At 69.0% G+C, this 24,997-nt stretch carries 21 protein-coding genes; 8 read left to right on the forward strand and 13 right to left on the reverse strand.

Annotated features, from left to right (window positions below; all coding sequences use genetic code 11):
* Nucleotides 1-84: 84 nt before the first annotated feature.
* The 4 genes from ACOGXI_RS10595 to ACOGXI_RS10610 all read right to left on the reverse strand — a co-directional run bounded on the left by ACOGXI_RS10595 (nucleotide 85) and on the right by ACOGXI_RS10610 (nucleotide 4,250).
* The gene (locus tag ACOGXI_RS10595) at nucleotides 85-483 is read right to left on the reverse strand and encodes a PIN domain-containing protein (protein ID WP_419938812.1); all 399 of its coding nucleotides are present in this window, start codon (nucleotides 481-483) and stop codon (nucleotides 85-87) included.
* Nucleotides 480-728: an AbrB/MazE/SpoVT family DNA-binding domain-containing protein gene (locus ACOGXI_RS10600; RefSeq protein ID WP_419938813.1), complete on the reverse strand. Its 249-nt coding sequence runs from the start codon at nucleotides 726-728 to the stop codon at nucleotides 480-482. The genes ACOGXI_RS10595 and ACOGXI_RS10600 overlap by 4 nt, the downstream gene beginning before the upstream one ends.
* A gap of 226 nt (nucleotides 729-954) precedes the next feature.
* Entirely contained in the window at nucleotides 955-1,824 is an 870-nt protein-coding gene (locus ACOGXI_RS10605) for an enoyl-CoA hydratase/isomerase family protein (protein ID WP_419938814.1), read from the reverse strand.
* The gene (locus tag ACOGXI_RS10610) at nucleotides 1,746-4,250 is read right to left on the reverse strand and encodes a S9 family peptidase (RefSeq protein WP_419938815.1); all 2,505 of its coding nucleotides are present in this window, start codon (nucleotides 4,248-4,250) and stop codon (nucleotides 1,746-1,748) included. The genes ACOGXI_RS10605 and ACOGXI_RS10610 overlap by 79 nt, the downstream gene beginning before the upstream one ends.
* 221 nt (nucleotides 4,251-4,471) lie before the next feature.
* Here ACOGXI_RS10610 and ACOGXI_RS10615 point away from each other — a divergent pair, with 221 nt between their 5' ends.
* Nucleotides 4,472-5,140 (forward strand): peroxiredoxin family protein, encoded by a 669-nt coding sequence (locus ACOGXI_RS10615; RefSeq protein WP_419940188.1) that lies wholly within the window; start codon nucleotides 4,472-4,474, stop codon nucleotides 5,138-5,140.
* A gap of 62 nt (nucleotides 5,141-5,202) precedes the next feature.
* Here ACOGXI_RS10615 and ACOGXI_RS10620 read toward each other — a convergent pair whose 3' ends face one another.
* Nucleotides 5,203-6,189 (reverse strand): SDR family NAD(P)-dependent oxidoreductase, encoded by a 987-nt coding sequence (locus ACOGXI_RS10620; RefSeq protein WP_419938816.1) that lies wholly within the window; start codon nucleotides 6,187-6,189, stop codon nucleotides 5,203-5,205.
* 35 nt (nucleotides 6,190-6,224) lie between these two features.
* Complete coding sequence (locus tag ACOGXI_RS10625; RefSeq protein ID WP_419938817.1) at nucleotides 6,225-8,168, reverse strand: Ig-like domain-containing protein; 1,944 nt, start codon at nucleotides 8,166-8,168, stop codon at nucleotides 6,225-6,227.
* Between the two features lie 117 nt (nucleotides 8,169-8,285).
* Between ACOGXI_RS10625 and ACOGXI_RS10630 the strand changes: the two genes are divergently transcribed.
* A complete protein-coding gene (locus ACOGXI_RS10630; RefSeq protein WP_419938818.1) occupies nucleotides 8,286-11,477 on the forward strand; it encodes an aminotransferase class III-fold pyridoxal phosphate-dependent enzyme in 3,192 nt (1,063 codons plus the stop codon).
* A gap of 30 nt (nucleotides 11,478-11,507) precedes the next feature.
* Here the strand turns inward: ACOGXI_RS10630 and ACOGXI_RS10635 are convergent, their stop codons facing one another.
* The 4 genes from ACOGXI_RS10635 to ACOGXI_RS10650 all read right to left on the reverse strand — a co-directional run bounded on the left by ACOGXI_RS10635 (nucleotide 11,508) and on the right by ACOGXI_RS10650 (nucleotide 15,539).
* Nucleotides 11,508-11,831, reverse strand: a complete 324-nt coding sequence (locus ACOGXI_RS10635) for a type II toxin-antitoxin system HicB family antitoxin (protein WP_419938819.1) — start codon at nucleotides 11,829-11,831, stop codon at nucleotides 11,508-11,510.
* A complete protein-coding gene (locus tag ACOGXI_RS10640) occupies nucleotides 11,828-12,082 on the reverse strand; it encodes a type II toxin-antitoxin system HicA family toxin (RefSeq protein ID WP_419938820.1) in 255 nt (84 codons plus the stop codon). Before ACOGXI_RS10640 ends, ACOGXI_RS10635 begins: the two co-directional genes overlap by 4 nt.
* Nucleotides 12,083-12,196: 114 nt before the next feature.
* A complete protein-coding gene (locus ACOGXI_RS10645) occupies nucleotides 12,197-13,363 on the reverse strand; it encodes an ATP-binding protein (protein ID WP_419938821.1) in 1,167 nt (388 codons plus the stop codon).
* 55 nt (nucleotides 13,364-13,418) lie between these two features.
* Nucleotides 13,419-15,539 carry a S9 family peptidase gene (locus tag ACOGXI_RS10650; RefSeq protein WP_419938822.1) on the reverse strand — a complete coding sequence of 707 codons (2,121 nt, stop codon included), beginning with the start codon at nucleotides 15,537-15,539 and terminating at the stop codon, nucleotides 13,419-13,421.
* Between the two features lie 195 nt (nucleotides 15,540-15,734).
* Here ACOGXI_RS10650 and ACOGXI_RS10655 point away from each other — a divergent pair, with 195 nt between their 5' ends.
* The 3 genes from ACOGXI_RS10655 to ACOGXI_RS10665 are packed head-to-tail and all read left to right on the forward strand — an operon-like array spanning nucleotide 15,735 to nucleotide 17,813.
* A complete protein-coding gene (locus ACOGXI_RS10655; RefSeq protein WP_419938823.1) occupies nucleotides 15,735-17,057 on the forward strand; it encodes an aminotransferase class V-fold PLP-dependent enzyme in 1,323 nt (440 codons plus the stop codon).
* On the forward strand, nucleotides 17,035-17,400 hold the full coding sequence (locus ACOGXI_RS10660) for a nucleotidyltransferase domain-containing protein (RefSeq protein ID WP_419938824.1): 366 nt from the start codon (nucleotides 17,035-17,037) through the stop codon (nucleotides 17,398-17,400). Before ACOGXI_RS10655 ends, ACOGXI_RS10660 begins: the two co-directional genes overlap by 23 nt.
* A 5-nt stretch (nucleotides 17,401-17,405) precedes the next feature.
* Nucleotides 17,406-17,813, forward strand: a complete 408-nt coding sequence (locus tag ACOGXI_RS10665) for a HEPN domain-containing protein (RefSeq protein WP_419938825.1) — start codon at nucleotides 17,406-17,408, stop codon at nucleotides 17,811-17,813.
* A 30-nt stretch (nucleotides 17,814-17,843) separates the two neighbouring features.
* On the opposite strand, the gene ACOGXI_RS10670 is transcribed toward ACOGXI_RS10665, so the two are convergent.
* Both ACOGXI_RS10670 and ACOGXI_RS10675 read right to left on the reverse strand, forming a co-directional pair.
* Nucleotides 17,844-19,532 carry a GMC oxidoreductase gene (locus ACOGXI_RS10670; protein ID WP_419938826.1) on the reverse strand — a complete coding sequence of 563 codons (1,689 nt, stop codon included), beginning with the start codon at nucleotides 19,530-19,532 and terminating at the stop codon, nucleotides 17,844-17,846.
* Nucleotides 19,529-20,170 (reverse strand): gluconate 2-dehydrogenase subunit 3 family protein, encoded by a 642-nt coding sequence (locus ACOGXI_RS10675; RefSeq protein WP_419938827.1) that lies wholly within the window; start codon nucleotides 20,168-20,170, stop codon nucleotides 19,529-19,531. Before ACOGXI_RS10675 ends, ACOGXI_RS10670 begins: the two co-directional genes overlap by 4 nt.
* A 185-nt stretch (nucleotides 20,171-20,355) precedes the next feature.
* Here ACOGXI_RS10675 and ACOGXI_RS10680 point away from each other — a divergent pair, with 185 nt between their 5' ends.
* On the forward strand, nucleotides 20,356-21,216 hold the full coding sequence (locus ACOGXI_RS10680; RefSeq protein ID WP_419938828.1) for a sugar phosphate isomerase/epimerase family protein: 861 nt from the start codon (nucleotides 20,356-20,358) through the stop codon (nucleotides 21,214-21,216).
* Nucleotides 21,209-22,147, forward strand: coding sequence for a hydroxypyruvate isomerase family protein (locus tag ACOGXI_RS10685; RefSeq protein WP_419938829.1), 939 nt, complete (start codon nucleotides 21,209-21,211; stop codon nucleotides 22,145-22,147). The genes ACOGXI_RS10680 and ACOGXI_RS10685 overlap by 8 nt, the downstream gene beginning before the upstream one ends.
* Here ACOGXI_RS10685 and ACOGXI_RS10690 read toward each other — a convergent pair.
* The gene (locus ACOGXI_RS10690) at nucleotides 22,083-23,477 is read right to left on the reverse strand and encodes an NTP/NDP exchange transporter (protein WP_419938830.1); all 1,395 of its coding nucleotides are present in this window, start codon (nucleotides 23,475-23,477) and stop codon (nucleotides 22,083-22,085) included. The genes ACOGXI_RS10685 and ACOGXI_RS10690 overlap by 65 nt on opposite strands.
* 147 nt (nucleotides 23,478-23,624) lie before the next feature.
* On the opposite strand from ACOGXI_RS10690, the gene ACOGXI_RS10695 reads away from it, so the two are divergent.
* Nucleotides 23,625-24,989, forward strand: a complete 1,365-nt coding sequence (locus ACOGXI_RS10695; RefSeq protein ID WP_419938831.1) for an NTP/NDP exchange transporter — start codon at nucleotides 23,625-23,627, stop codon at nucleotides 24,987-24,989.
* Nucleotides 24,990-24,997 lie beyond the last annotated feature (8 nt).

Raw genomic sequence — 24,997 nt, forward strand, 5'->3', positions numbered from 1 at the left:
CCCGTCAAACGTGCGGCGCCCCAAGGCGGGGCGGCAATGGCGGCGGATTGTGCGCAGGCGTTCACGCAGGAACGTCCCGGAGCGTCAGGCAGAGAGCTCGAACAGGCTGCTCCGTGCTGCTCGGCGATCGAAGGTATACGTCGAGGCACAGCCGCTTGCGCGGTTGGAACGCCCGATCAGGTAGTCGGCGAAATCGGCTCCGCCCGACTCGTAGTCACGCAAGGCAAGCCGAACGATCTCACTGTCCTCTACGATGAGTTCGGCAGCCCCCAGGAGCTGTCTGACGACTTCTGTCACGGCGTTCTTCTCGTAGCGATAGCCGCGCCTCAGCACCCACACAAGTTCGATGAGGACCGGAACGCAGACATGGCCGGGGGACTCGACCGTACAACGGCTTTCGATCAGCCGCGTCGCTGTGGCGGCGAGTTCCGGGTCGTCCCCGGTGATGAAGCGCACCAGAATGTTGGTGTCCAGCCCGATCAACGTGGCCGGTCCCCGCGAACAGCCGCCCCGGCGATCACTTCGTCCATCTCATCCTGGCTGAGCGGAGTGGCGGGCCTGGGGAGCATTCCGGCCAGTGCCATCACCGAGCCCGTGATCGGGGTGACGCGCAGGGTCCCGTCTTCTTCCATCACGAACGCGATCCTGTCACCCGCCTTGAGATCGAGCCGGTCCCGGATGGGCTTCGGCAGCGTGACCTGACCCTTGCTGGTGATCGTCGCTTCCATCTCGGTTCCCTCCCCGCTTCTCCTTACCGTAAGTAAGGTAGGTGCGTCCGTACTCGATGTCCATTCCTTGCCTCGTGCGGCTCGCCGCTCCAAGCATTCGGGAACCGACTCGCGCGGAGGGACATCAAGCAGCTCCTGGAGATCACGACTCGGATGGAGGATCGGCTGCGTCGGATGGCCAACCGGGAGAACGCCTGATCCGGAACTTCGGTGCCTACTTTGGCGACTACTCTCCCCGGTAGACCGGGTCGCGCTTCCGTGCGAACGCCTCGAGCCCCTCGCGCCAGTCCTCGGAGGCCATGCAGGTGAAGAGCGCCTCGGCCTCGAGGCGCAGCGCCTCCTCGGGGTCGGCGGATTCCGCGCGGTCGAGGAGTTGCTTCGCGAGTCGCATCGAGATGGGTGCGTTGCGGGCCAGGCGCTCGGCGAGTCGGCGGGCGGCGGGGAGGACCTCGTCCGCCGGGAGAACCTCATTCGCCAGACCCCACGCGCCGGCCTCCTCCGGGGTGAAGTAGCGCCCCAGCAGGATCAATTCGACCGCGCGCGCGTGTCCCACGCGCCGCCGGAGCGTGTAGGCCGTGCCGCCGCCGATGAACGTGCCCAGCGCGACCTCCGGCATGCGGAGCTTCGCCTCCTCCGCCACGATGACGAAATCGCACGAGAGGGCGAGTTCGCAGCCCGCCCCGATCGCGTGTCCGTTCACGGCCGCGACCACCGGCTGCGGCAGCGTCTGAAGTGCGCGGAACACGCGCTGGCTCGTCTCGACGTAGGCGCGGCGTTCGGCGAGCGACGCCTCGTGATCCCGGTGCGCCTTGAGGTCAGCCCCGGAGCAGAACCCCCGTCCCGCCCCCGTCACGATGACGACGCGCGTCTCGAGGTCCGCTCCGATGCGCGCGAGTTCGGCCTCCAGCGCCTCGTACATGGGGAGGCTAACGGCGTTGAGACGGTGCGGACGGTTGAGACGGAGGATCCGAACGGGACCCTCCGCCTCGACCAGAAGCGGGACTTCGGCGGCTGCGCTCAGCTTCCCGCGTCGTCCGTGGTGGTGACGGGCTTCGCGGGCTTCACGTGCATCTCGAGCCAGCGGTCGGTCTCCCACAGCACGTGCAGGACCGACTCGCGCGCCGCGTAGCCGTGGCTCTCCGCGGGCAGGAAGACGAGCCGCGCCGTCGCGCCCAACCCCTTGAGCGCCGCGTAGAAGCGCCGCGACTGGATGGGGAAGGTGCCCGAGTTGTTGTCGTCCTCGCCGTGGATGATGAGGATGGGCTCGTTCACCTTGTCCGCGTGCATGAAGGGCGACATGTACAGGTAGAGGTCCGGGTCCTCCCAGAAGAGCCGCTGCTCCCGCTGGAAGCCGAACGGCGTCAGCGTCCGGTTGTACGCGCCGCTGCGCGCCACGCCGGCCCGGAAGATGTCGGAGTGGGCGAGCAGATTGCCCGTCATGAACGCGCCGTAGGAGTGTCCGCCGACGCCGACCCGGTCCGGATCCACGACGCCGCGCCGCACGCCCTCGTCGATCGCCGCCTGGGCGTTCGCCACGAGTTGCTGGCGGAAGGTGTCGTTGGGCTCCGCGTCGCCCTCGCCGATGACCGGCATCGACGCGTTGTCCAGCACGGCATAGCCCCGGGTCACGTAGGGGACGGCGCCGCCGTAGGGGATCCGCGTGAACTGGTACGGCGAGTCGCGTCGCTGGCCGGCCGCCGCCGCGCTCTTGAACTCGGTCGGATACGCCCACACGAAGGTCGGGAGCGGGCCATCGCGCTCCTGGTCATAGTCCGCCGGCAGGTAGAGCGTCGCCGAGAGCGGGATGCCGTCCCCGCGCTCGTACTGGATCGCCTCCTTGCGGATGCCGGCGAACTGCGGATACGGGTGCGGGAATTCGGTCACCGCGCTGGTCGTTCCCCGTTCGAGGTCGCGCAGGAAGTAGTTCGGGGGCTCGTCCACCGACTCCCGCCGCGTCATCAACCGCCCGTCCTCGAGGAGCGTGACCACGCCCTCGTAGTACGGCGCCTCGGAGCGGAACAACTCCTCTTCCTCTCCCGTTTCGAGGTTCCGCTTTCTCAGGAAGGGACGGTTGCCCTCGGGCGAAGCGCCCTGCCCCGCCAGGTAGATCGAAGATCCCCCGTCGGCGGTCATGAGGACGCCCCGGCCGCGCTCGTTCGTCGTGAACATCGGGAAGCCGGGGTTGTTGTACCGGTCCTCCGTCTGGAGATCGAAGATCAGCTCCATATCGCCCGGGGCGGCAGGATCGATGCGGTACGTGCGCTGCTGGCGGGTCGAGAACCAGTTCTCGCTTACGAAGGCGAACCCCTCCTCCGCCCACATCACGCCGCCGTAGCGGAGCGGGAGCGCCGCGATCGCGACGGGGTCGCCGGAGAAGGGCGCCGCGTGCATGAACACCCGGTCGCGGATGTCCGCCTCGGCGAGGGCGTCGCCGCCGTCCTGTGCCTCCGTCCAATACAGCGTCGCGTCCGCGTCGGCGCGCCAGGCGATCGACCGCACCCCCGTCGGAACCGACCCGAACGACGTGGGGACGCCGTCCTGGAGCGGGAGTTCCGCGACTCCGTGCACCACGTTCCCCTGCGCATCCCACACCTCGATCGTGCGCGGGAAGCGGGAGGCCGGCACCTGGTACGAGTACGGCCGGTGGGTGGTCTGCACGAGCAGGTACTCGCCATCCGGCGACGGCGAGGCGCCCGAGAAGATCGACGGATCGCCAACCATGGCCGCCGATCCGTCGAGGCCGACGCGGGCCAGTTGCGCCGTCGAGTAGTACTCGTAGAGCGCTTCATCGTGCTGGTCCTGCAGCAGGTCCTGGTACGTGCGGGCGGGAGCCGCTTCTCCCGACGTCTCCTCGATCATGGGCGCCGTCGGCACCATCGGCTCGGCGGGCGCCGGGCCGCGGCCGGGCGGAACCGCCATGGCGTAGAGGAAGTCTCCTTCCGGCGACCAGTTGAACGGGGCCCCGAAGCCCACATTCACCATGTCGAGGTCGGACAGCCGCCGCGCCTCCGCGGACGCGACATCCAAGACCCACAGCTGCACGGCCGAATCCGTGTCGTGCGTGAACGCCACCGTGCTCCCGTTCGGCGACCAGCGCGTGTTGCGGATGCGCGGATTCTCGGGCAGGCCGGTGACGGTACGCTCTTCCCCGTCGAGCGTGCGGAGCGCGAGACCGTTCGAGGGGCGGGCGCGGCTGGGGCCGTTCGTGCGCGGGTTGATGCGCAGCCCGGCGATCCGCAGTTCCGGCGCGGCGACCTCGGCGATCGACGGCAGGCTGGGCCGCATCGTGAGCAGCATCACCGACTCGTCGGGACTCAGACTGATTCCCGGGGTCGCCGGGGCATCGACGAGCGCGGCGAGTTCGGCGGCCGGCGTCTGGTAGCCATCCGCACCCTCCTGCGCGGCGACGTCCGGCGTGGCCGCGGCGAGGATAAACGCGAAGGAGAGGAAGGAGAGGGAGAATCGAAGGACTCGGCGGCTGCCGTGATCGTGTCGCAGGTCGTGTCGCAGATCGTGTCGCATTGTACAGGCTCCAGCTGATGACCGAGGTCGCTTTAACCGGGATCGGGACCACCGTGGCATAGTCCGAACCGGTCCTGGCACACGCAAGACGCGCCGGCAGCCGTGCCGGTCGCCCCTGGCTGTCGCGCGGCCCCCCGGTGCGATAGCGTTGCCCGACGGCGAACGGCAGCGGCGTTCGCGGGCGCACACAAAAGGGAAAGGGAGACAGGGAGATGCGGATGATGGACGCGCGTTACCTTCGGCTGTTCGCGGCGGGCGCCCTGGTGGCGGCCGGGTCGGCCGGCTGCGCACCCGAGGGAGACACGGAAGATGTCGACGTCTCCGAGGCGCCGGTCGAAGAAGCGGCTCAGGTGGTGCTCGGTCCGGTGGACGGACACGACCTGCCCCCGGCGGACCTCGAGCGCGTACTCGCCGGCAGCCCCGCGCCCGACTTCACGGCGCTTTCGAGCACCGGCGAGCCGATCACGCTCTCCGACTACCGCGGAGAGAAGAACGTCATCCTCTTCTTCTACCGCGGCCACTGGTGACCGTACTGCGCAAAGCAGCTCGGAGAGCTGCGAGACTTCATGACGCCCGAACAGCGCGAACGGACCGAACTCCTGGCGATCGCTCCGGACAGCCCCGAGGACATCGGGCTCATGGTCGACCGCGTCCTCGAGGACTACGACTACGCCCTCGACTTCCCGCTCCTGTCCGATGACGGCTCCGCGATCACCCACCGCTACGGACTCCTGAACGAGGACGACGGGCGCGAACGCCAGATCCCGCACCCCACGACGTACGTCATCGACATGGACGGGACGGTGCGCTGGAGCTTCACCGAGGTGGACTACCGCATCCGCCCGGAGCACGCGGACATCCTGGCCGCGCTCGACGCCCTGGAGCCTTAACCGGCCGCCCTGGCAGGCCGCCGTAGCAGGCCACCGACGGCAGACTGCGGTCTGCCGTCGAGCTATCTCGAGGCGTCGCCCTCGAATCGGCAGCGGCCCATGCGGCAGCGAATGCCGGTCAGCTCCTGACTCAGCCGCTTGAGCCGGGCGCGCGCCTCGGAATCGTAAGCCTGGGCGTTGGCCCGGGCGGGCGTGAGACCGCTGAAGTACTGCCCGCTCTCGAAGTCGTCGGAGTCGACCACCTGCATCGTCGCGTCGGCGCCTTCGGCGATGGTGGCGCGCGGCGTCGCGCCCAGCCGCCGCACCATGCCGGTCGGCATGTAGGTCGCCGGATGGAGCGAGCCGACCACGATCCCGGTCCCGTCCAAGTCCTCGGCCAGATCGAGGGTGAACATGATCTGGGCGAGCTTGCTCTGGGCGTAGGCACGGCGGCCGCTGAAGTCGTTCTCGATCATCACGTCGTCGAAGTCGATCGGCGTCTGCGCGCCGGACGACACGTTCACGATGCGCGCCGGCGTGCTGGACAGGAGGCGCGGCATGAGCATGTGGGTGAGCAGGAAGGTGGAGAGGTAGTTCACCTGGAAGCGGTACTCGTGCCCGTCCTCGGTGACCCACCGCTCGTCCGGGGCCGAGCCGAACCCCGCGTTGTTGATCAGGATGTCCAGGCGGTCATAGTCGGCCAGCAGCGTCTCGGCGAAGGTGCGGACCTCCGCGAGAGACGCGAGGTCGGCACGGTAGAAGCGGGCGCTCCCGGGTCCCGCCGCGTTAATGGCGTCCACCACCTCCGCCCCCCGCTCCTCGTCGCGCCCGTGGACGATGACGTGATCGCCCCGCGCGCCCAGCCGCAGGGCGAGTTCCCGGCCGAGGCCGGACGTGGATCCCGTGACCAGGGCCACCTCCTGACCGGCGGTCGGCGCCGGGGTCTCCTGGGCCGCGACCTCGCGGACGGCAGCGGGCCATGCGGTCATGAGGACGGCGGCGGCCATCGCGGCGGCCGTCTTCCCGGGCGCAATCTTCTTGAGTGTCATCTTGAGTGTCGTGCGGTTCATGGGTGTCATCTTCCCTTTCAGACGGGTCCGACGGGTCAGGGGACGAGTTCCTCCTCGACGAGACGGGCGATCCACAGGCCGGAGTGAAGGTCGGAGGTGAAGATCCGGCCCTTGAACAACTGGGCGCCCCACGTCATCGACCAGTTCGGCACGGCGCCCTCCGGCGATGACGTCTTGATCGCGCCGATTTCGCGGCCCTGGCGGTAGAGGTCGCCGCGCAGTTCGCCCGAGATGTCCAGCACGCGCAGCCCCGCCTGGTAGTAGCCGACGTAGAGCCGGTCGCGGTCGTCGCTCCACAGGTTGTGGGCCCCGGCTTCGGGCACGGCGTAGTGGGCGACCTTCACGGGATCGTCCATGTCCGTCATGTCCAGCACCTCGACGAAGCCCCGCGCCTCGATGGGGCCGAGCGCGTTCGGATCCCAGTCCGACGGGTAGATCTCCGCCGCGACGAACAGGTACTTCCCGTGCCGCCAGGCGACGTGCGTGTTCCCCTGCCCCGAGACCCAGCGCGAGACGAGCTTCGGGTCGCGGGCCGTGCCGCCGTGGGTTCCGGCGCCCGCGTCGAGGATGTAGATGCCCTCGTTCCAGAAGGAGGCGTACGCGTACCCGTCCTGCACGATGACGTCGTGCAGACTGCGGATCGGTTCGTCGTGCACCCAGCGGTTGATCTCGCGCGGGTTGGCGGGGTCGGAGATGTCGAGGATCACGATCTCGCTCGTCCCGTTGTGGCAGGCGTAGACGAGGTCCTCGTCCCCCAGGATCCAGACGTTGTGTACGCCCCCCGTCACCGTGTCCGTGTACTCGGAGAGGATCTCGGGATGGGCGGGATTCGAGAGGTCGAGGAAAACGATGCCGTTCCTCCGGCTGGAAGCCCCTTCGCGGGTGACGATCCCGAGGCGGTTGTTGGGATGGATCTTCACATCGTTGATGCGGCGGGCGTCGAGCTGGATCGAGTCGGTGAGGACGGGCTGCGCGGGGTCCGTCACGTCCCACACCTTCATCCAGTCGTGGTAGAAGGTGCCGAGGTACGCGTAGTCCCGTCCGTCGACGCCCTCGAACACCCACGTATCGCCGGCGCGGTGCGTGGAGGTGATCCCGCTTCCCACGAGTTCGAGGCGGGCCGTGTGGCGGCGGGGTTCGACCCGCACGGAAACCGTTCGGGCGATGGCCGGTCCCGCGATCGCGGTCACGTGGTACGTACCCGGCTCCTCCGCCACGAAGAGTCCGCGCCCGTCGACGGGTTCGACGCTCGCCCCGCTCGGAGTGACGCTCCACAGCGGCGCCAGAGCGATGCCCTCCCCCGTCCCGTCGCGACCGAGTAGCCGAAACGCCGCGACATCTCCCGTCGAGAGCGAGCTTACGTCCTCGGAAGCCACCAGTTCGTAATCCTCGGCCGGGTTGGGTCGCACCGTGACTTCGACCTCTGCCGTGGCGGCTCCGGCGGAGACCGTGAGCGCGGTCTGCCCGGGCGCGTGGCCGAGGACGCGCCCTGCGTCGTCCACCGTCGCGACCGCGGGATCGGCCGACGCGAACTCGAACTCGATGTCCTCCGCGGCGGCGCCCAGGGCCGTGTAGGCGCCGAGGTCAAGGGCGGCCGTCGCGCCCGCGTAGACGGGGCCGGCGACGCGAGCCTCGATCCGGTCGGCCTCGAGGCGGGGGACGATGATCCGGACCCAGCTCGGTTCGCCGCGGAACATCGCCGCCACGCGGGATTCGCCCGGCCGCACCGCCGTCACGATGCCCTCGGCCGTTACGGTCACGCCGTCGTCGGCCGCGAACCAGCGCACTTCCGAGGCGGCGGCTTCTTCCGCGGTGCCCTGGATCGCCGCGCGGAGCTGGAAGGACATCCCCACCTCGAGTTCCAGTTCAGCCGGTGAAGCGACGGCGTAGACCCGCTCCTGGGCGGTGAGGGCCGGCGGGCCGGAGATCGCGACGCACGCGGCGAAGGTGGAAGCGAGAAGGGCAGGGCGGAGCGACATCGTAATCCTCCGTGTACGGATGCGATTCGACGGACTCGAAAGCTCGGTGCGATGGGCGCGGGCGGCAACAACCCGCGTGGTTGACCCGGCCCCGGCGGCGTGGGAGCTTCGGCCTCCATGGAGACGCTCGACGCCGGATACGCGGCCGGGAGGCCTTCCTTCTCGGAGGAAGCGGCGGCGCGGCTCGTCCGGACGCACTGGGGTGTGGACGGGACGGCCCGCGAATGCGCCAGCGAGCGAGACCGGGTGTTCCGGATCTCCGACCGGGCCTTCGACGGGACTGCGGAGGGAGGCCCCGATGGCCCCGGGGTCCGCGGATACCTGAAGGTCTCGAACCTGCTCGAAGACCGCGCGGTCCTCGAAGAGGAAGCGGCCATGCTCGAGGCTCTTTCGGAGTCCCAGGCCTGCTTCGCGCTCCCCCATTGGCGCCCCCCCGCGAAGGGCCGGGAGGCGGAGGTCTCCGCGGACACATCGACGCATGGGCGCCTCATCGAACACGCGATCGGCGGGCGCGCGCACTTCGCCCGGTTCCTGGAGCCGGTTCCGGGCATTCCACTGGACCGTTTCCGGCCGCACGGACCCGAACTGCGCAGACAGATCGGACGCCTCGCGGGGATCCTCGACCGTTCCTCGTCGGAGGCGGCGGGTGCGGACCGCGCGATGATCTGGGACCTTCGCGGCGCCGCCTCGCTCATCGCGGAGAACCTGGGCGCGATCCGCGAACCGGGCCGGCGCGAACTCGTCGCGGGAATCCTCGAGCGGCATGCCGCGGTCGTGCGGCCGCGGGCGGGTGAGTTGCGCGAGAGCCTGATCTACAACGACGCGAACCCGGCCAACATCCATGTCGATCCCGGACGCATGAAGGGCGGAGCGCCGCACGTGGTGGGCGTCGTGGACTTCGGCGACGTGATCCGGTCGTGGACGGTGGCGAACCTCGCCGTGGCCTGCGCCTACGGCGGGTTCGGGACGCGCGATCCGGTGGCCGCCTTCTGCGACGTGGCACGCGGGTACGCCGCGGAGCACGAAGTCACGGAAGCCGAAGCGGACGTCCTGTATGAACTGGCGCGCCTGCGCCTCGCGCTCAGCGTGACGGTGTCGTCGGTTCGCGGCGCGCAGGAGCCGGACAACCAGTACCTGCTCGTGAGCCAGGCTCCCGCCTGGGAGGTGCTCGAACGACTGGACGCGACGCCCCCGAAGCTGGGGCGCTACCGGCTGCGGGAGGCCTGCGGACACGCGCCCTGTCCCTCGACCGCCCGGGTCGTCGCGGCACTCGAACGCGCCGCCCCGGACGCAGCGCCGGTGCTCGATCCGGATCCCCGGACAGTGGCCACCGTCACGCTTGACCTGAGCGTCGAGTCGGGGGACGACGGCGGGACTTTCGATCCCACGGACCACTCGAAGTTCTCGCAGCGGCTGTTCGACCGGATGCGGGACGCGGGTGCGAAGATCGGCATCGGACGCTACGACGAGGTGCGGTGGTGGTACACGAGCGACGCCTTCCGGGCGCCGGGGAACGAGATGGACGAGTGGCGAACCGTCCACCTCGGCGTGGACCTGTTCGCGGAGCCGGGGACCCCCGTCCTCGCGCCGCTCGGGGGTCGCGTCGTGTCGGCGCACGACAACGCCGACCGCCTGGACTACGGCCCCACGATCATCCTGGAGCACGAACTGGAGGACCCGGCCGGCGAAGCGGACGGACCTGTCCGTTTTCGGACGTTGTTCGGGCACCTGTCACCCGAATCTCTCCCGGCAATCGCGCCCGGCGAGGTCGTGGAACCGGGCCGCACGATCGGCTGGATCGGGGCCCCGCCGGACAACGGCGACTGGGCGCCGCACCTTCACTTCCAGATCTTCGTCGATCCGCTCGGCTGCGACGGGACCTTCCCCGGTGTGGCCGCCCCGAGCGCGCGCGATGTCTGGACGGCGGTGAGCCCCGACCCGAACCACCTGCTGCGGCTTCCGGGCGAGGCGACGGCTCCAGGGCCCCGCGACCACGCCGCGCTGATCGAGGACCGGAACCGGCGGCTCGGCCCTTCGCTGAGTCTCTCCTACGGGAGACCCCTCCACATCGTGCGGGGGCGCGGTAGCCGGCTCTACGATATCGAGGGACAGCCCTTCCTCGACTGCGTGAACAACGTCGCGCACGTCGGACACGCGCACCCGCGCGTGAACGAGGCGGCCCGCCGGCAGATGGTCTCGCTCAACACGAACACGCGCTACCTGCACGAAGCGATCCTCGAATACTCGGAGCGGCTGACGGCCCTCTTCCCGGCCCCGCTCAGCGTGTGCTTCCTCGTCTGCTCGGGCACGGAGGCCAACGAACTCGCCCTGCGCATGGCGCGCACGCACACCGGCAAGGTGGGCGCGGTCGTCCTCGACGGGGCCTACCACGGCAACTCCAGTTCGGTCGTCAACCTGAGCCCCTACAAGTTCAACGGCCCCGGCGGCAAAGGGCTCCGGCCCTGGGTCCGCATGGCGCCCATGCCGGACCTCTTCCGGGGGATCCACCGCGGCCCGGAACGCGAGGTGGCGCCCCTGTACGCGGCGTACGTCGGGGAGGCGGCGCGGACGCTCGAAACGGAACCCACCTGGTTCGGGGACCGCCCGCCCGGCGCGGCCGCCTTCTTCCACGAATCCATCCTCAGTTGCGGGGGGCAGATCCCGCTCCCGGCCGGATACCTCGCGGCTTCCTACGCCGGAGCCCGCGAGCAGGGCGCCGTGTGCGTGGCCGATGAGGTGCAGGTCGGCTTCGGACGCGTGGGGTCGCACTTCTGGGCGTTCGAGGAGCACGGCGTCGTCCCCGACATCGTGACCCTTGGCAAGCCGATCGGGAATGGGCACCCCCTCGCCGCGGTGGTCACGACACGCGAGATCGCCGAGTCCTTCGCCAACGGGATGGAGTACTTCAACACCTACGGCGGGAACCCGGTCTCCTGCGCCATCGGCCTCGCCGTCCTCGACGTGATCGAAGAGGAAGGACTACGGGAGAACGCCGACCTCGTCGGCAGGCGGCTGCTCGAGGGGCTCGAATACCTGCGCGACCGTCACGAGCACGTGGGCGACGCGCGCGGCCGGGGTCTGTTCACGGGGATCGAGTTCGTCCGCCGAGGGGGTGACCTGGAGCCGGCCGCCGACCTTGCCGACGCCGCCGTCCAACGCATGCGCGACAAGGGGATCCTGCTTAGCACGGACGGCCCCGACCACAACGTGATCAAGATGAAGCCGCCGCTCGTCTTCTCCGAAGCCGACGCGGATCTGCTAGTCTCGGGCCTCGACAAGGTCCTCTCCGAGACCGCCTTCCTGCGCTGAGGGCTGCAGAACGCTCCACCGTTCTCTCCATCAGGGTGCGATTTCCCGGAGACACTCGGCAATGTAGGCGTTCATGGAGAGCCGCTGGCTGCCAGCCTTGGCGGCGAGCCTGCGGTGAAGCTCCGGATCGATTCTGAGCAAGAGGCGGCCGGAATAAGGCTTGCTGGGCTTTCTCCCCTTCTCCTCGCAGTACTCCAGGTAATCGTCTACGGCGCGTCGCATCGACTCCTTCAACTCCGTCACCGACCTGCCCTCGAAGTTGATGCCGTCTCGGGTATCGATGATGTGGCCCGAAAAAAACTCGTATTCGTCGTCGTACTCGAAGATGCCGGTGTACCCTCTGTACTCAATCATGGCGCGACTCCTGCCCGTTCCAGGAAGCGACGCATTCGCTTCACGAGTCCCTTGCCGCATTCGGGGCGCGGGTGGGGACGGTGGACGGTTTCCACTTCCCCGTTCAACTCGATGATCACCGATGAACCGCGCCGCTCGTGAATCTCGGCACCCACGCCTCGAAACATGGCCTCGACATCCCTCCACCTCAGGTTCCCTCTTGCCCGCTTGTCAAAGATCGCGGCGAGGGTTCTCTGGTGGCGTCGGTGCATGGTATCATGATATCGTTATATGATATCGTACGCAAACCGGGATGGGATCCCCCTGGCTGCTGGCCTTGGCGGCGAGCCTGCGCCTCGAAGTTGATGCTGTCTCGGGTATTGTCGTCAGGTCGGGAGTTGCCGGAGGAAGTCCTCGAGCGGGAGCACCTCCGCCCCATCGAGCCGCTGAGGGCGCTCGCCGAGGAACACGATGATCCGGCGCGCAACGCGGTCGCATCGGCTCGCGAGCGACGACAGTCCGCCGAGCATGCGCCGGCTCACGCGTCGGCTCGCCTTCACCTCGATCCCCCATACCTCGCGCCCGACCTCGAGCACGAAGTCCACTTCAGCCCCGTGTCGCGTGCGGTAGTGGAAGAGCGCGGCCTCGGGCCAGATCGTTCCCAGCCTCCGATGCAGTTCGCAGGCGATCAGCTGTTCCAGCAGGACGCCCCGCTCGTCGGACAGCGGCATATCCAGGGGGCGGCGCAGCAACGCATTGCGCACCCCGAGGTCGAAGAAGAAGAGCTTTGCGTGCCGAACGAGACTCGCACGGCTCGACCCGCGCAGCCCGCTCCACGCCGGAACGCGGAACATGACGAGCGTGTCCTCGAGCACCTCGATGTATCGGCGGGTCGTCTCGTAACCGAGGCCCGCATCCCGGCACATCGCCTGCACGTTGAGGATCCGGCCGGAGGAAGCGGCCATCAGGTCCAGCAGCCGGGCAAAGCCGCCGATGTTCCGGACCAGCGCTTCCGCCTGGACTTCTTCCCGCAGATATGTGTCCGTGTAGCTCCTGAGGTCGGCGGCACGGGTCAAGGGGTCCGGTTCAGAATAGATGCCAGGCAGCGTTCCGTGGGCCAGCGCGCGATCGAGGTCGAAGTCCTGTCCCAGCTCCGCGGCGAGGAGCGGGTGCAGGTGATGGACGTGAACCCTTCCCGGCAAGAGGTTCGCCTGCCCGCGCCGCAGCTTGCGGGCACTCGACCCCGAGAGGAGAAACCGGAAACGCCCTGGCCGGGCGTCGAGGTAGACCTGCACGGCGTCCAGCAGCGCGGGGACCCGCTGCACCTCGTCGAGAAACACCGTCGTCACGGTCGGGGCCGCCGCCTCGAGTTCCCGCTGCAGCCGCTCGGGGTGTGTCGCGTAATCGCGGAAGGTCTGCGGGTCCGCAAGATTCAAAGAGAGATCCGGCCCGGTCGACGAGAGCAGGGTGGACTTCCCCACCTGTCGCGGCCCGAGCACCAAGGCGCTGCGACGGGTGGATTCCAGATGTCGGGCCAGAATTCTCGTGTACATGCGGGTGAATATGCCGTATTTTTACCCGCATGCAAGCAAGAACTACCCCACTTACTCAGCCGTTGTCGGTGGCGGCGGTGCGTTCGTCGTCGTGTGTGCCCCAGCGCTCGAACCACTTCCTGAGGATGAGTTGCGTGCGCAGGAAGTTGGACGGCAGGCGCGACGTGCCGTGCCACTCGCCCTCGAACTGGACCATCGCGGTCGGCTTGTTCTGCGCCTTGAGCGCCTGGTAGAACTGCTCCGTCTGCGACATCGGCGTGCGCAGGTCCAGGACGCCCGTCATGAGCATGGTCGGCGTCGTGACGTTGCCCACGTACGAGATCGGCGAGCGGCGGATGTGCTCGCTCGGATCCACCCACGGGAACTCCTGGAAGTCGGCGTACCAGCGCAGGTAGTTGCCGTCGACCTCGTTCGGGAAGTTGAACCAGTTCACGACCGGACAGTTCGCCGACGCGGCCCGGAAGCGGTCCGTGTGCCCCACGACCCACGACGTCAGGACGCCGCCGCCCGAGCACCCGTAGACGAACAGGTTGCCGTCGTCCACGTAGCCGCGGGAGATGACCTCGTCCACGCTCGACATGAGGTCGTCGAAGTCGTGGTTCGGATAGTCGTACTGGATCGCGTTCCCGAACTCCGTCCCGTAGCCGGAGCTGCCGCGCGGGTTCGTATAGAGGACGACGTATCCGTTCGCGGCGTGCTCCTGCCACGAGAAGTTGAACCCGCCGTTGTACATGCCGTGCGGGCCGCCGTGAATCACGAGAATGAGCGGATACTGCCGCGACGCGTCGAAGTCCGGGGGCTTGATGACCCAGCCGTGAATCGGGAGTCCGTCGTGGGATGACTCGCTCCAGACCTGCTCGACTTCGCCCAGCGTGACGCCCGCCAGCACGTCCGCGTTCACATCCGTCAGTCTCGTGCGCCGGTCGGGCCGGTCGACGGGGAAGGCGTGGATGTCGCCGGGTTCATGCGCGTCCCCCCACATCCCCACGGCCATGCCGCCGTCGCTCACGTCGTTGAGGCCGAACATCTGCGGGCCCTCGCTCATCGCCCGCACGTCGCCGTCCACCGAGGCGTAGTGGAGGTTGCGGTAGCCGTCCGCCGTGGCGTCGAAGTAGATGCCGCCGCCGTCCGGGGCCCAGTGCAGCGCCCCGGGACTGCGGTCCATTTCGGCCGTAAGGGCGCGCGGGTTCGATCCATCCGCGTTCATCACGTAGACGGCGGACTCGATATAGTCGAACGTCGTCGTGTCGTGCCCCACGTAGGCGATCATGCGCCCGTCCGGCGACGGCACCGGCCGGTTGTCCGGGCCCTTGCGCGTCGTGACCTGGCTCAGTTCGCCGGACTCCGCGTCGAGCCGATAGATCTCCGTCTCCTGCCATCGGTATTCGGCGTCCTCGATGATGAGGCCGCTGAACAGGAGCGACCGGCCGTCGGGTTCCCACGTGGGGACGCCGAAGTTGTAGTCGCCCTCGGTGAGTTGGCGCGCGGTGCCCCCTTCGGCGGGGACCACGAAAATGTGCTGGTACTTGTCACCCAGGAATCCGATGCGGTCCTGCCGATAGACGAGGCGCTCGATGATTCGGGGGCCCGGCGTCCACGTCGCCCCCTCCGGCTTCGGCAGCGAGAGGGACCAGTGGCGCGCCGTGGGCTGCTCCGCCCCCACGCGCATCGTGAACGAGAAGCGCGTCCCATCGGGAGACCAGGCCAGGTTGGAGGGACTGTCCGTGAGCCGCGTCACCTGCGAGACGGCGCCCTCGGCGTCCATCCAGCGCACGAAGATCTGAGTGTTCCCCTCGTCGTCGGGCGCGAGAAACGCCAGGCGACTGCCATCGGGCGACCAGCGCGGCGAGGACCCGTCGACGAGGTGGCGGGGGCGGCTGCCGTCCGGATTCACGATCCAGATCGAGGACTCCCACGCGTCGTTCATCTTGTCGACCCACAAACGCTCGTAGACCACCGAGCCGCCGTCCGGCGCGATCCGCGGATCCTGGACCCGCTCCCAGTCGAGCCACGACTCGAGCGCGAGGGCGCCGTTCGTTTCCTGCGCGACGAGCGGCGGGGCGGGGAGGGCGAGACCGCAGAGCAGGCCGGGTAGGAGGATCGCTGCGAGGGTGACGGGACTCCGGACGGGATTCCGGAAGAGGACGCGGGGGGAAGCGGGGGCGCGCGTGTCCATGGGTACCTCCTGGGGTGAAGGGCGCCGGGCCTTTTGAAACATGGGATGCGCCACGCCGCGTGCATAGACCGTGTGCGTGGCCCCGCGTGGCCCCGCCCGCCCCCATGCCGCCTGAAGTCCGGCGTCTTATGTTGGATTCGGAACGACTGCGGCTGCCGCTCCGGGATGCGGCGACCCATAACACGGGAGGTTTCCGTGACGACTCGCACGCCCACCGACGCGACCCCCCTGCCGGACCGTCGCAGATTCCTCAAGCGTGCCGCGGCGGGAGCCGCCCTCGCGGCCACGCCGGCGTGGACCTTCGCCCGCTCGAAGCCCGACCTCGGCCTCGAGGATCTGTCGGCGCGGCGAGACCTCGCGGGGACCGGGGACGAGTCTTTCTGGGAGATGGTGAAGGGCCAGTTCCCGCTTCGCCCCGGCCTCATCCTCGTGAACGCGGCCAACCTCTGTCCCTCCCCCTGGCCGGTGCAGGAGACGGTGTTCGGCTACACGCGGGACATCGATCAGGACGCCTCGTTCCACAACCGGGCCAAGTTCAACGCGCTCGCCGCGAAATCGGTCGAGTCTCTGGCCGAACTGCTCGGCGCCTCACCCGAGGAGATCGTGATCACCCGCAACACGTCCGAGAGCAACAACGCGGTGATCAACGGACTTGTGCTGGGCGCCGGAGACGAGGTCGTACTGTGGGACCAGAACCACCCCACGAACAACGTGGCCTGGGACGTCCGGGCCGACCGCTTCGGCTACAGGGTGATCCGCGTGACGACACCCCCGGCGCCGGAGACCGAGGATGAGTTGATCGACGCCTTCGTGAGCGCCTTCACGGACCGCACCCGGGTGCTGGCGGTGACCCAGATCTCGAACATCTCGGGCGTCGAACTCCCGGCGCGCCGCCTGTGCGAGATCGCGCGTGAGCGCGGCATCTACGTCCACATGGACGGGGCCCAGAGCTTCGGCGCGGTGGCGGTCGACCTGCACGACATGGGGTGCGACTCGTACACGGGCAGCGCCCACAAGTGGTTCTGCGGGCCGAAGGAAGCCGGTGTCCTCTACGTGCGGGCGGACCGGGTCGCCGAACTGTGGCCCAGCGTCGTGGGAGTGGGCTGGGACGGTGCGATCGCCGGGGGCGGGGCCGACAAGTTCGGCACCTTCGGGCAGCGGGACGACGCCGCTGTGGCGGGTGTGGGGAAGACGGTCGAATTCCACCAGGCGATCGGCGCGGCGGCGATCGAGGCCCGCATGCGCGCTCTCGCGGCCGGCCTCAAGGCGGCCATCCGCGAGCGGATCCCCGGTGTGAAGTTCCACACTTCGGATGTGCCGGGCCTCGGTGGCGGCGTCGTCATCGCGGAGCTGGGGGTCGACGATCACACGGAGATCTACAACCGGATCTACGAGGAACACGGCGTCGCGGGCGCGCTCCGCACGGCGCAGTTCCCCGGCATCCGGCTCTGCCCGCACATGTACAACACGATGGCCGAGATGGAGCAGGTCGCCGATGCGCTCGCCCGATCCGTCTGAACTGCGGCTGGCCGTCGAGTCGAATCGGGACGCGGACACGTTGCGCCGTTTCCTGGCCGCGTTGCGTCCTCTCCTGCGCGAGCACTCCGCCCGCTCGGCATGGATCGTCGGATCCCACGCCCGCGGGACGGCCGGTCCCGAAAGCGACATCGACGTGATCGTGGTCGCGCCGACCCGGCACCCCTCCGTGGAGCGTTTCCGGGACTACCTGCCCGCAATCATCGCCGCCGGTGTCGGAGTCGATCTCGTCGTGTACACGCCGGCCGAGTTCGAGCGACTGCGGGGCGAAGGGCGCCCCTTTCTCCGGCACGCCATGCAATCGGCCATGGCCATCGAGGTCTGACCGCCGTGTGGGATGGCGCCGAGGAGGCGCGCAGGTGGTTTGCCCAGGCCGAGAACGATCTCGAGTTCGCGCGCCTCGCCCTGCGCGAGAGGTTCTTCCACCAGGCGTGTTTCATCGCCCAGCAGAGCGCGGAAAAGTCCGTCAAGGCGATCGGCTACGGACTCGGCGACCGGACGATCATCGGTCACTCGGTGGTCGCGCTCGCCGAGCGTTATGCGGAGAGGGTCGACGGCCTTGGGCGCCTGATGGAGGACGCCGGAGTTCTGGATCAGTTCTATATCCCGACCCGCTACCCGAACGGCCTTCCCGGCGGGGTTCCGTTCGCCGCCTTCCACGAACCGCAGGCGCGCGCCGCGATCGAGGCCGCCGAGCGCTTCCTGGCTCTGGCGGGCACGCACGTCGACGAGGATTAGCATTAGCCGGCGGCCCGCACCCGGTGGCCGCTAGAGTTCGCCGCGGTTCTTCGCCCAGAGCGCGTAGTGGCAGGCGCGAGCGGTGAGGGCCATGTAGGTGAGTGAGGGGTTCTGGCAGGCGGATGAGGGCATGGCGGCGCCGTCGATCACGAACAGGTTCGGCGCATCCCACGCCTGGTTGAAGCCGTTGAGGACGGAGGTCGTCGGATCCCGCCCCATGCGGGCCGTTCCCATCTCGTGGATCGTGAGGCCGGGCGCCGTGAGATCCGTGAGCAACTCGACGTCCACGCCGCCGCCGGCTTCCAGCATTTCCGCGGCGCGGTCCGCGCTGTCCCGCATCATCAGGCGTTCGTTGTCGCTCCACTCGCAGTGGATGCGGAGGGCCGGGATCCCCCACGCGTCGACCCGCTCCGGATCGAGTTCGATGTAGTTCTCCTCGCGCGGCAGGCACTCCCCGAAGGCGCCGAGTTCGAACTCCCACACGCCGGGTTCCGTGAGTTGGCGCTTGTACTCCGCCCCGAAGCCCGGCATGTCGAGGCCGCGGCTCCAGCTCTGCCGCGTCGACCAGCCCTGGTAGCCGTAACCCCGGATGAAGTCGGGCGAAGGCTCCGTCACGTTGCGGAAGCGCGGGATGTAGATCCCGTTGGGGCGCTCGCCGGTGTAGCCGTGGTCCTCCCAGCCCGGGAACTTCGCCTTCGCGCCGGTGCTCATGGTGTGATCCATGAGATAGCGGCCGAGGGCCCCGCTCGAGTTCGCGAGGCCGTCCGGGAAATCGGCGGACGTCGAGTGGAGGAGGATTCGCGTCGACTCGAGCGCCGAAGCGCCCAGCATGACGATCTCCCCGAAGAACTCCAGATCCTCCCCTGTCTGCCGGTCGATGACCCGCACACCCGCGACCCGCCCGCGGGCGGCGTCCCAGATCACGCTGTGCACGACGCTGTCCGGCCGCAGCGTCATCCGGCCGGTGGCCTCGGCGGCCGGGAGGGTGGCGTTGAGCGAACTGAAGTAGCTCTTCGTCCGGCAGCCGCGGTGGCAGGGACCGCAGTAGTGGCAGGCGCTCCGTCCCTTGTGGTCGCGGGTGAGGACCGCCGTGCGTCCGATCGTCATCCTCCGCGTGTCGCCGAAGTCGCGCGCGATCGCCTCCTTCACGGCGTTCTCGACGCACGTCATGTCCATGGGAGGCAGGAGGACGCCGTCCGGCAGTTGGGGGAGGCCCTCGGCGCGGCCGCTGATGCCGACGAACTCCTCGACGTGCGCGTACCACGGCGCGAGGTCCGGGTAGCGGATCGGCCAGTCGACGCCGATCCCGTCGCGCGCGTTGGCCTCGAAGTCGAGGTCGCTGAGGCGGTACGACTGACGCGCCCACATGATCGAGCGTCCGCCGACCTGGCGGCCCCGGATCCAGAGGAACGGCTTCTCGTCGGGCGTCGTGTACGGGTTCTCGATGTCGTTGACGAAGAACTTCCGGCCCATCTCGTCGCAGGCGTAGCACTCGCGCTGGACGGGCTGCTCGGCGGCCAGCGCCTTGCGGTCGTTCCAGCCGCGGTACGGCATGCGGTACGGGGGCACGTGTTCCACATAGTCGCGTTCCGGGACGATCATGGGGCCCGCCTCGAGGACGAGCGTGCGCAAGCCCAGTTCCGTGAGTTCCTTCGCGGCCCAGCCGCCGGTGATGCCCGAGCCGACGACGATCGCGTCCCAGACCTCCTGGCGGCTCACGACCGCCCCCCGGCGCCGCTTTGTTGCCCACGCTGTTCGCCGGGGCGGCCCTCGCCGGCGCCGTACTGGTCGAGGATGACGCACCCCTCGAAGGCGCCGGGGATGATCCGGTATCCGAGCGTCCGCAGACCGGCCTGAGACGTGAAATAGCCGGCGAGCGTGAAGCGCTTCATGTCGTAGAAGAAGGTCTCCCGCTCGTCCTCATCGGGGTCCCGGCGGAGGCGGTCGAGGTCCGCGTCCATCCGCGCGACGAGTTCCGTCTGCTGGGCCGGGGTGCAGTCGGCGAAGTCGGCCCCGTGGGCTCCCCGGGCTGTGGGGTCCACAGCGTCCAGGCCGGCGAGGAAACGGTCGCGGTCCGCCGCGTCCAGCCAACCGGTCAGGAGAGCATCGACGAATGCGGACACGCCCGCCTCGCTCGCGCCGGGCGTGTCCGTCCGGGGGATGATGGTCTCGGCGAGCGCCGTCACCGTCCGCGCCTGCGCGGGCGTGAGCGTCGCGGGCGGCGCGCCGCCGACCGGTCCGGTGACCGCGCGGATGCGCTCCCCCAGCGCCAGCGCCTGCCCCACCGCGCCCCCCGGCACGAGGAGCGGCGCGCCCGCCGCCGCACCGATGATCTCGAGAGCCCTGCGCCGTCTCACAGTCGCCGTCTCACAGTCGGGGCCTCCCCGGACGCGTCGACGTGGGCGGACAGCGGGATTGCTGCCGCGCTCCGCCATAATAGGCCGCGGCACGCCCGGCGCGAAGACCGTCCCCGGACAACGGTTCGACGGCGACCGGAACGCGCGACATATTGCGGCATGGACAGATCGCAACGGACAGACCGATGAAGCGACGAAGATTCGTGCAGCACTCGCTCGGCGCCGGACTCCTCGTCACCTGCGCCCCGCGCGCGGCGGCGGCCGGGCTCCGGACGCTCCCGGAGGCCTGGGGGCTCCAGCTCTACACGGTCCGCTCGCTGATGGCCCGCGATGTGGAGCGGACGCTGGCCGCGGTGGCCCGCATCGGATACGGCGAGGTGGAGTTCGCCGGCTATTTCGGCCGTTCGCCGGCGGAGATCCGGGCCGCCCTCGACGCGCGCGGACTCACGGCGCCCGCGGTCCACCTCTCGCTCGAGGAACTGCGGTCGAACTTCGAGGAGGCCGTGGACGCGGCGGCCGAGATCGGACACCGCTATCTCGTCCTGCCCTACCTGGCGGGTCCCGAGCGTCCCGGAGCCGATGGCGCAACGGGAACGGCCGTCGTCGACGGATACCGGCGGCTCGCGGACGAGCTCAACGGGTTCGGAGCGCGCTGCCGCGAGGCCGGACTCCGCTTCGCCTATCACAACCACGACTTCGAACTCGAAGAGGTGGACGGCCTCCGCCTCCTCGACGTGATGATCGAGAACACGGACCCGGAACTGGTGTGCTACGAGGTCGACTTCTACTGGCTCGTGCACGGCGGCGGCGATCCGTTCGACTACTTCAGCCGGTACCCCGGCCGCTTCGACCTCTGCCACGTGAAGGATCGCACGACGGAGGGCGAGATGGTGGACGTGGGGGCGGGCGTCATCGACTTCGAGGCGATCTTCGAGCAGTCCGCCCAGGCGGGGCTCATCCACTACTTCGTCGAGCACGACGCGCCGGGCGATCCGATCGCGTCGGTTCGCCTGAGCTACGAACACCTCGCAGCGCTTGATGGCTGAACGCTCCGGCCCCGGCGACGGGACGCCCGTCAGCCGCCGCGACGCCCTGCGCGCGACGGGCGCCGCCTCGCTCGGTCTCCTCGTCGGAGGCACGGCGACCTCTGCGTCGGCGCTCGCCACGGGGGCCCGGCCGGCGGGTCGCGGTGAGCCCGAGGCCCGCCGGTCCGCCGACGCCATCACGCAGTCCGTGGCCCGCTGGTGCTTCGAGGAGATCCCCCTCGTCCCCTTCTGCCGGGGCGTGGCGGACATGGGTCTCACCGCGATGGACCTGCTCACGGTCGAGGAGTGGCCCGTCGCCCACAACCACGGTCTCACGGTCTCGTGCGGCGATGTGGCCGCCGGCACCATCGAGGACGGCCTCAACGAGCCGAGCAACCACCGCGGCATCATCGAGGCGTTCGAGCGCCACATCCCCCACGCGGCCCGCGTCGAAGTGCCCAACGTCATCTGCTTCTTCGGCAACCGCCGCGGGATGGAGAACGGCGTCGGGATCGAGAACTCCATCCGCTGCCTCGCCGAGTGCGCCCCCATCGCCGAGTCCGAGGGCGTCACGATCCTCGTCGAGGTCCTCAACTCGAAGCCCGGCGGGCACGTCGACTACATCGGCGACCGCATGGACTACGCGCTCGAGATCATCCGGGCCGTGGACTCGCCCCGCGTGAAGATCCTCTACGACATCTACCACATGCAGATCATGGAAGGGGACATCATCCGCACGCTGACGGATGCGAGTCCCTGGATCGGCCACTACCACACGGGCGGGGTTCCCGGGCGAGCCGAGATCGACGACTCGCAGGAACTGAACTATCCCCCGATCGTGCAGGCGATCGCCGACACGGGCTTCGAGGGCTTCATGGCCCACGAGTTCATCCCGCGGAGCGGCGACCCCCTGCGCTCGCTGCGCGAAGCCGTGGAGTTGTGCGCCCTCTAACCAGCGCCGCCTGCTTCTTTCCCAGCCACAGCGCGATCATCAGCCACAGTCCGGCCAGGGGGACCATGGTCAGCGCAAGCGCGGAGCTTCCCAGCCCGAACGCGCCCAATCCCGCAAAGGACCACACGCCGATCTGGTCGCCGGCCCGGTAGACGAACAGGTCGTTGAAGTTCTTCGCCTTGTACTTGTCCCGGCGCGGCAGGACGGTATAGAGCACCTCCCGCGTCGGCACCGCCAGCGCGAAATTCCCCGCCCTGCGAAGAACCTGGAACGCGACGAACACCGCGAAGACCGGCGCCGCCCCCAAAGCCAGGAACCCGAGGACGCTGAGCACGGGCAGTATCCCGAGCGCCAGGCGCACGCCGAGCCACTTCAGAATGCGGCCGGTCAGAAAGAGTTGGGTGAACAGGGTGAGCAGGCCCACCGTGAGATCGATCCGCGCGAAGACCGAGGTCCGTTCCGCGCTCGTCGCAAAGGTGCGGGAGATGATTTCCGCCTGGATGTTGTAGAGGAAGGTGGAACCGATGGTGAACAGCAGCATGAAGGCGCCGATCCCGAGCAGATAGGGCGACGCCAGGACCCGCCGGATCCCCTCCAGCGCCGAGCCCCCGATCACCTCCTCCATCTCCCCTCCGCCGCCTGCCGCATCGGGACGGCTGTCGATCGCGCCGCCCGAATCTTCCGCCGCGGCCGGGCGGGACGCGCAGCGTGAATCGAGCGCCTTGAGGCAGAGGACCGCGCCCTCGAGCAGCAGCACCGAGAACAGCAGGAGCGTCGCGGGCGACAGGAATCCCGCGAGGAAGGCCGTGATCGAGGAGCCGAGGATCCCCCCCACGGTTCCGCCGACCCCGATGAGGCCGAAGAGCCGCCGGCTCTGGCGTTCGCGGAAGATGTCCGTCATGAACGACCAGAAGACGGAGACCACGAACAGGTTGAAGACGCTGATCCAGACGAAGAAGGTCCGGCCGATCCACACCGCCGCGGCGCCATCGGTCACGACCCTCAGCAGCACGAAGTAGACGAGCAGGTTCAGCATGAAGAAGCGGTACGTGAGGGTCACGAACCGCCGCCGGGTCCACCGCGACACGACGGCGGCGAAGATGGGGTGGACAAGGAGCATGGCCATCAGCGTGCCGGTGAACAGCCAGGGGATGTTCTCGACCCCGCCCGCGACCGCCATTTCCTCGCGGATGGGCCGGATCACGTAGTACGCGGAGAGAATGAAGAAGAAGTAGAGGGCCGAAAGCAGCACGAGCCCGACTTCCTCCGGGCGGGTCCCGGTCAGTCGGGCGGCCGCCCTGCGCGGGGCGCTGTCGGAAGGCGGGTTCATCGTGTGATCTGCTCCAGGCTCGCGAATTGCAGGTCGCAGCTTGCCGCTCGACGGAGGATGGGATTCTCTTCAGAATCGTCAGCACCCCGGGGGGTCGTCACCTCCGGCGTGCACTCCGGCGCGGATCCTATTCCGAAAGGGACGAACGTGGAAGGTCTGCCGAATCGGATCCTCAGAGTCCTCAACATGAAGTCGGGCGAGTTCGGGCTCGCCGTCCTGTCCGCGCTCTTCTTCTTCCTCGTCCTCTGCGGCTACTTCTTCCTCCGCCCGGTGCGGGAGGCGATGGGAGTCGCCGGCGGGATGGGCGACCTGCGCTGGCTCTTCGCCATCACATCGGTGGCGTCGCTCGGCGCCGTCCTCGCCTTCGGGGGCGTCGTCGCGCGCACGAACCGCCGGCGCTTCATCCCCGTGGCCTATCTCTTCGTCATCACCTGTTTGATCGGTTTCGCGACGCTCCTCATCCTGGACGCGCGGGCGGGCGGCGGCCTCATCGGCACCGACGCGGAGACCGGCCTTTCGCGCGGCATCGGATACACGTTCTACGTGTGGCTGAGCGTCATCAACCTGTTCTCGACCAGCGTGTTCTGGGCCTTCATGGTCGACGTGTTCGACGTCGATCAGGGCAAGAGGATGTTCCCCTTCATCGGGATCGGAGGCACGCTGGGGGCGCTCGCCGGGGGCGGGGGCGCGAGCCTGATCAGCGGCCTCACCGACAGCCCCTACCTGCCCGCGGGCCTCATGCTCATCGGGGCCGGCTGCTTCGGGCTCGCGATCGCCGTCATGCTGATCCTCGACGGCACGGCGGGCCGCTCGAAGCTTTCCCGGCTCGAGACGGCGCCAACCGCGGCGGGCGCGGAAGGCGGGAACGGGAGCGCATCGGGCGCCAGGATCGGAGGCGCGTTCTGGGACGGGGCGCGGGCCGTGGCCACCTCGCCCTACCTGCTCGGCGTGGGGCTATGGGTCGTGTTCATGGCCGTGTCGAACACGCTGATCTACTTCACGCAGGCCAACGTGATCCTCGAGGCGACGGACACCTTCAGCCAGCGGGTGGGGAGCTTCGCGAACTTCGACTTCCTCGCGCAGGCCGCCACCCTGTTCACGCAGATCTTCGTCACGACGCACGTGATCCGGAAGCTCGGCGTAGGCTGGACGCTCGCCATCCTTCCCCTCGTGACGGTGCTCGGGTTCGCCGTGCTCGCCATGTGGCCCCTGTACGGGGTGATGCTGATCTTCCAGGCCGTCCACCGCGCCACGCGCTACGCCGTGTCCCGGCCCTCGCGCGAGACGCTGTTCTCGGTCGTGGCGCCGGCCGAGAAGTACAAGGCCAAGCCCATCGTGGACGTCTTCCTGTACCGGGGCGGAGACCTCGCGGGCGCCGGCATCGACGGCCTGTTCGCGATGCTCGGGCTGGCGCTGGCGTGGGTCGCGATGTCCACGGCGCCGCTGGCCGGGATGTGGATCGTACTCTCCGTCGCGCTTGGCCGGGCCCAGGCGCGGCGCGTGGCTTCCTGAGCCGCCTG

The sequence above is a fragment of the Candidatus Palauibacter sp. genome (genome assembly GCF_965208055.1).
Classification (GTDB): Bacteria; Gemmatimonadota; Gemmatimonadetes; order Palauibacterales; family Palauibacteraceae; genus Palauibacter.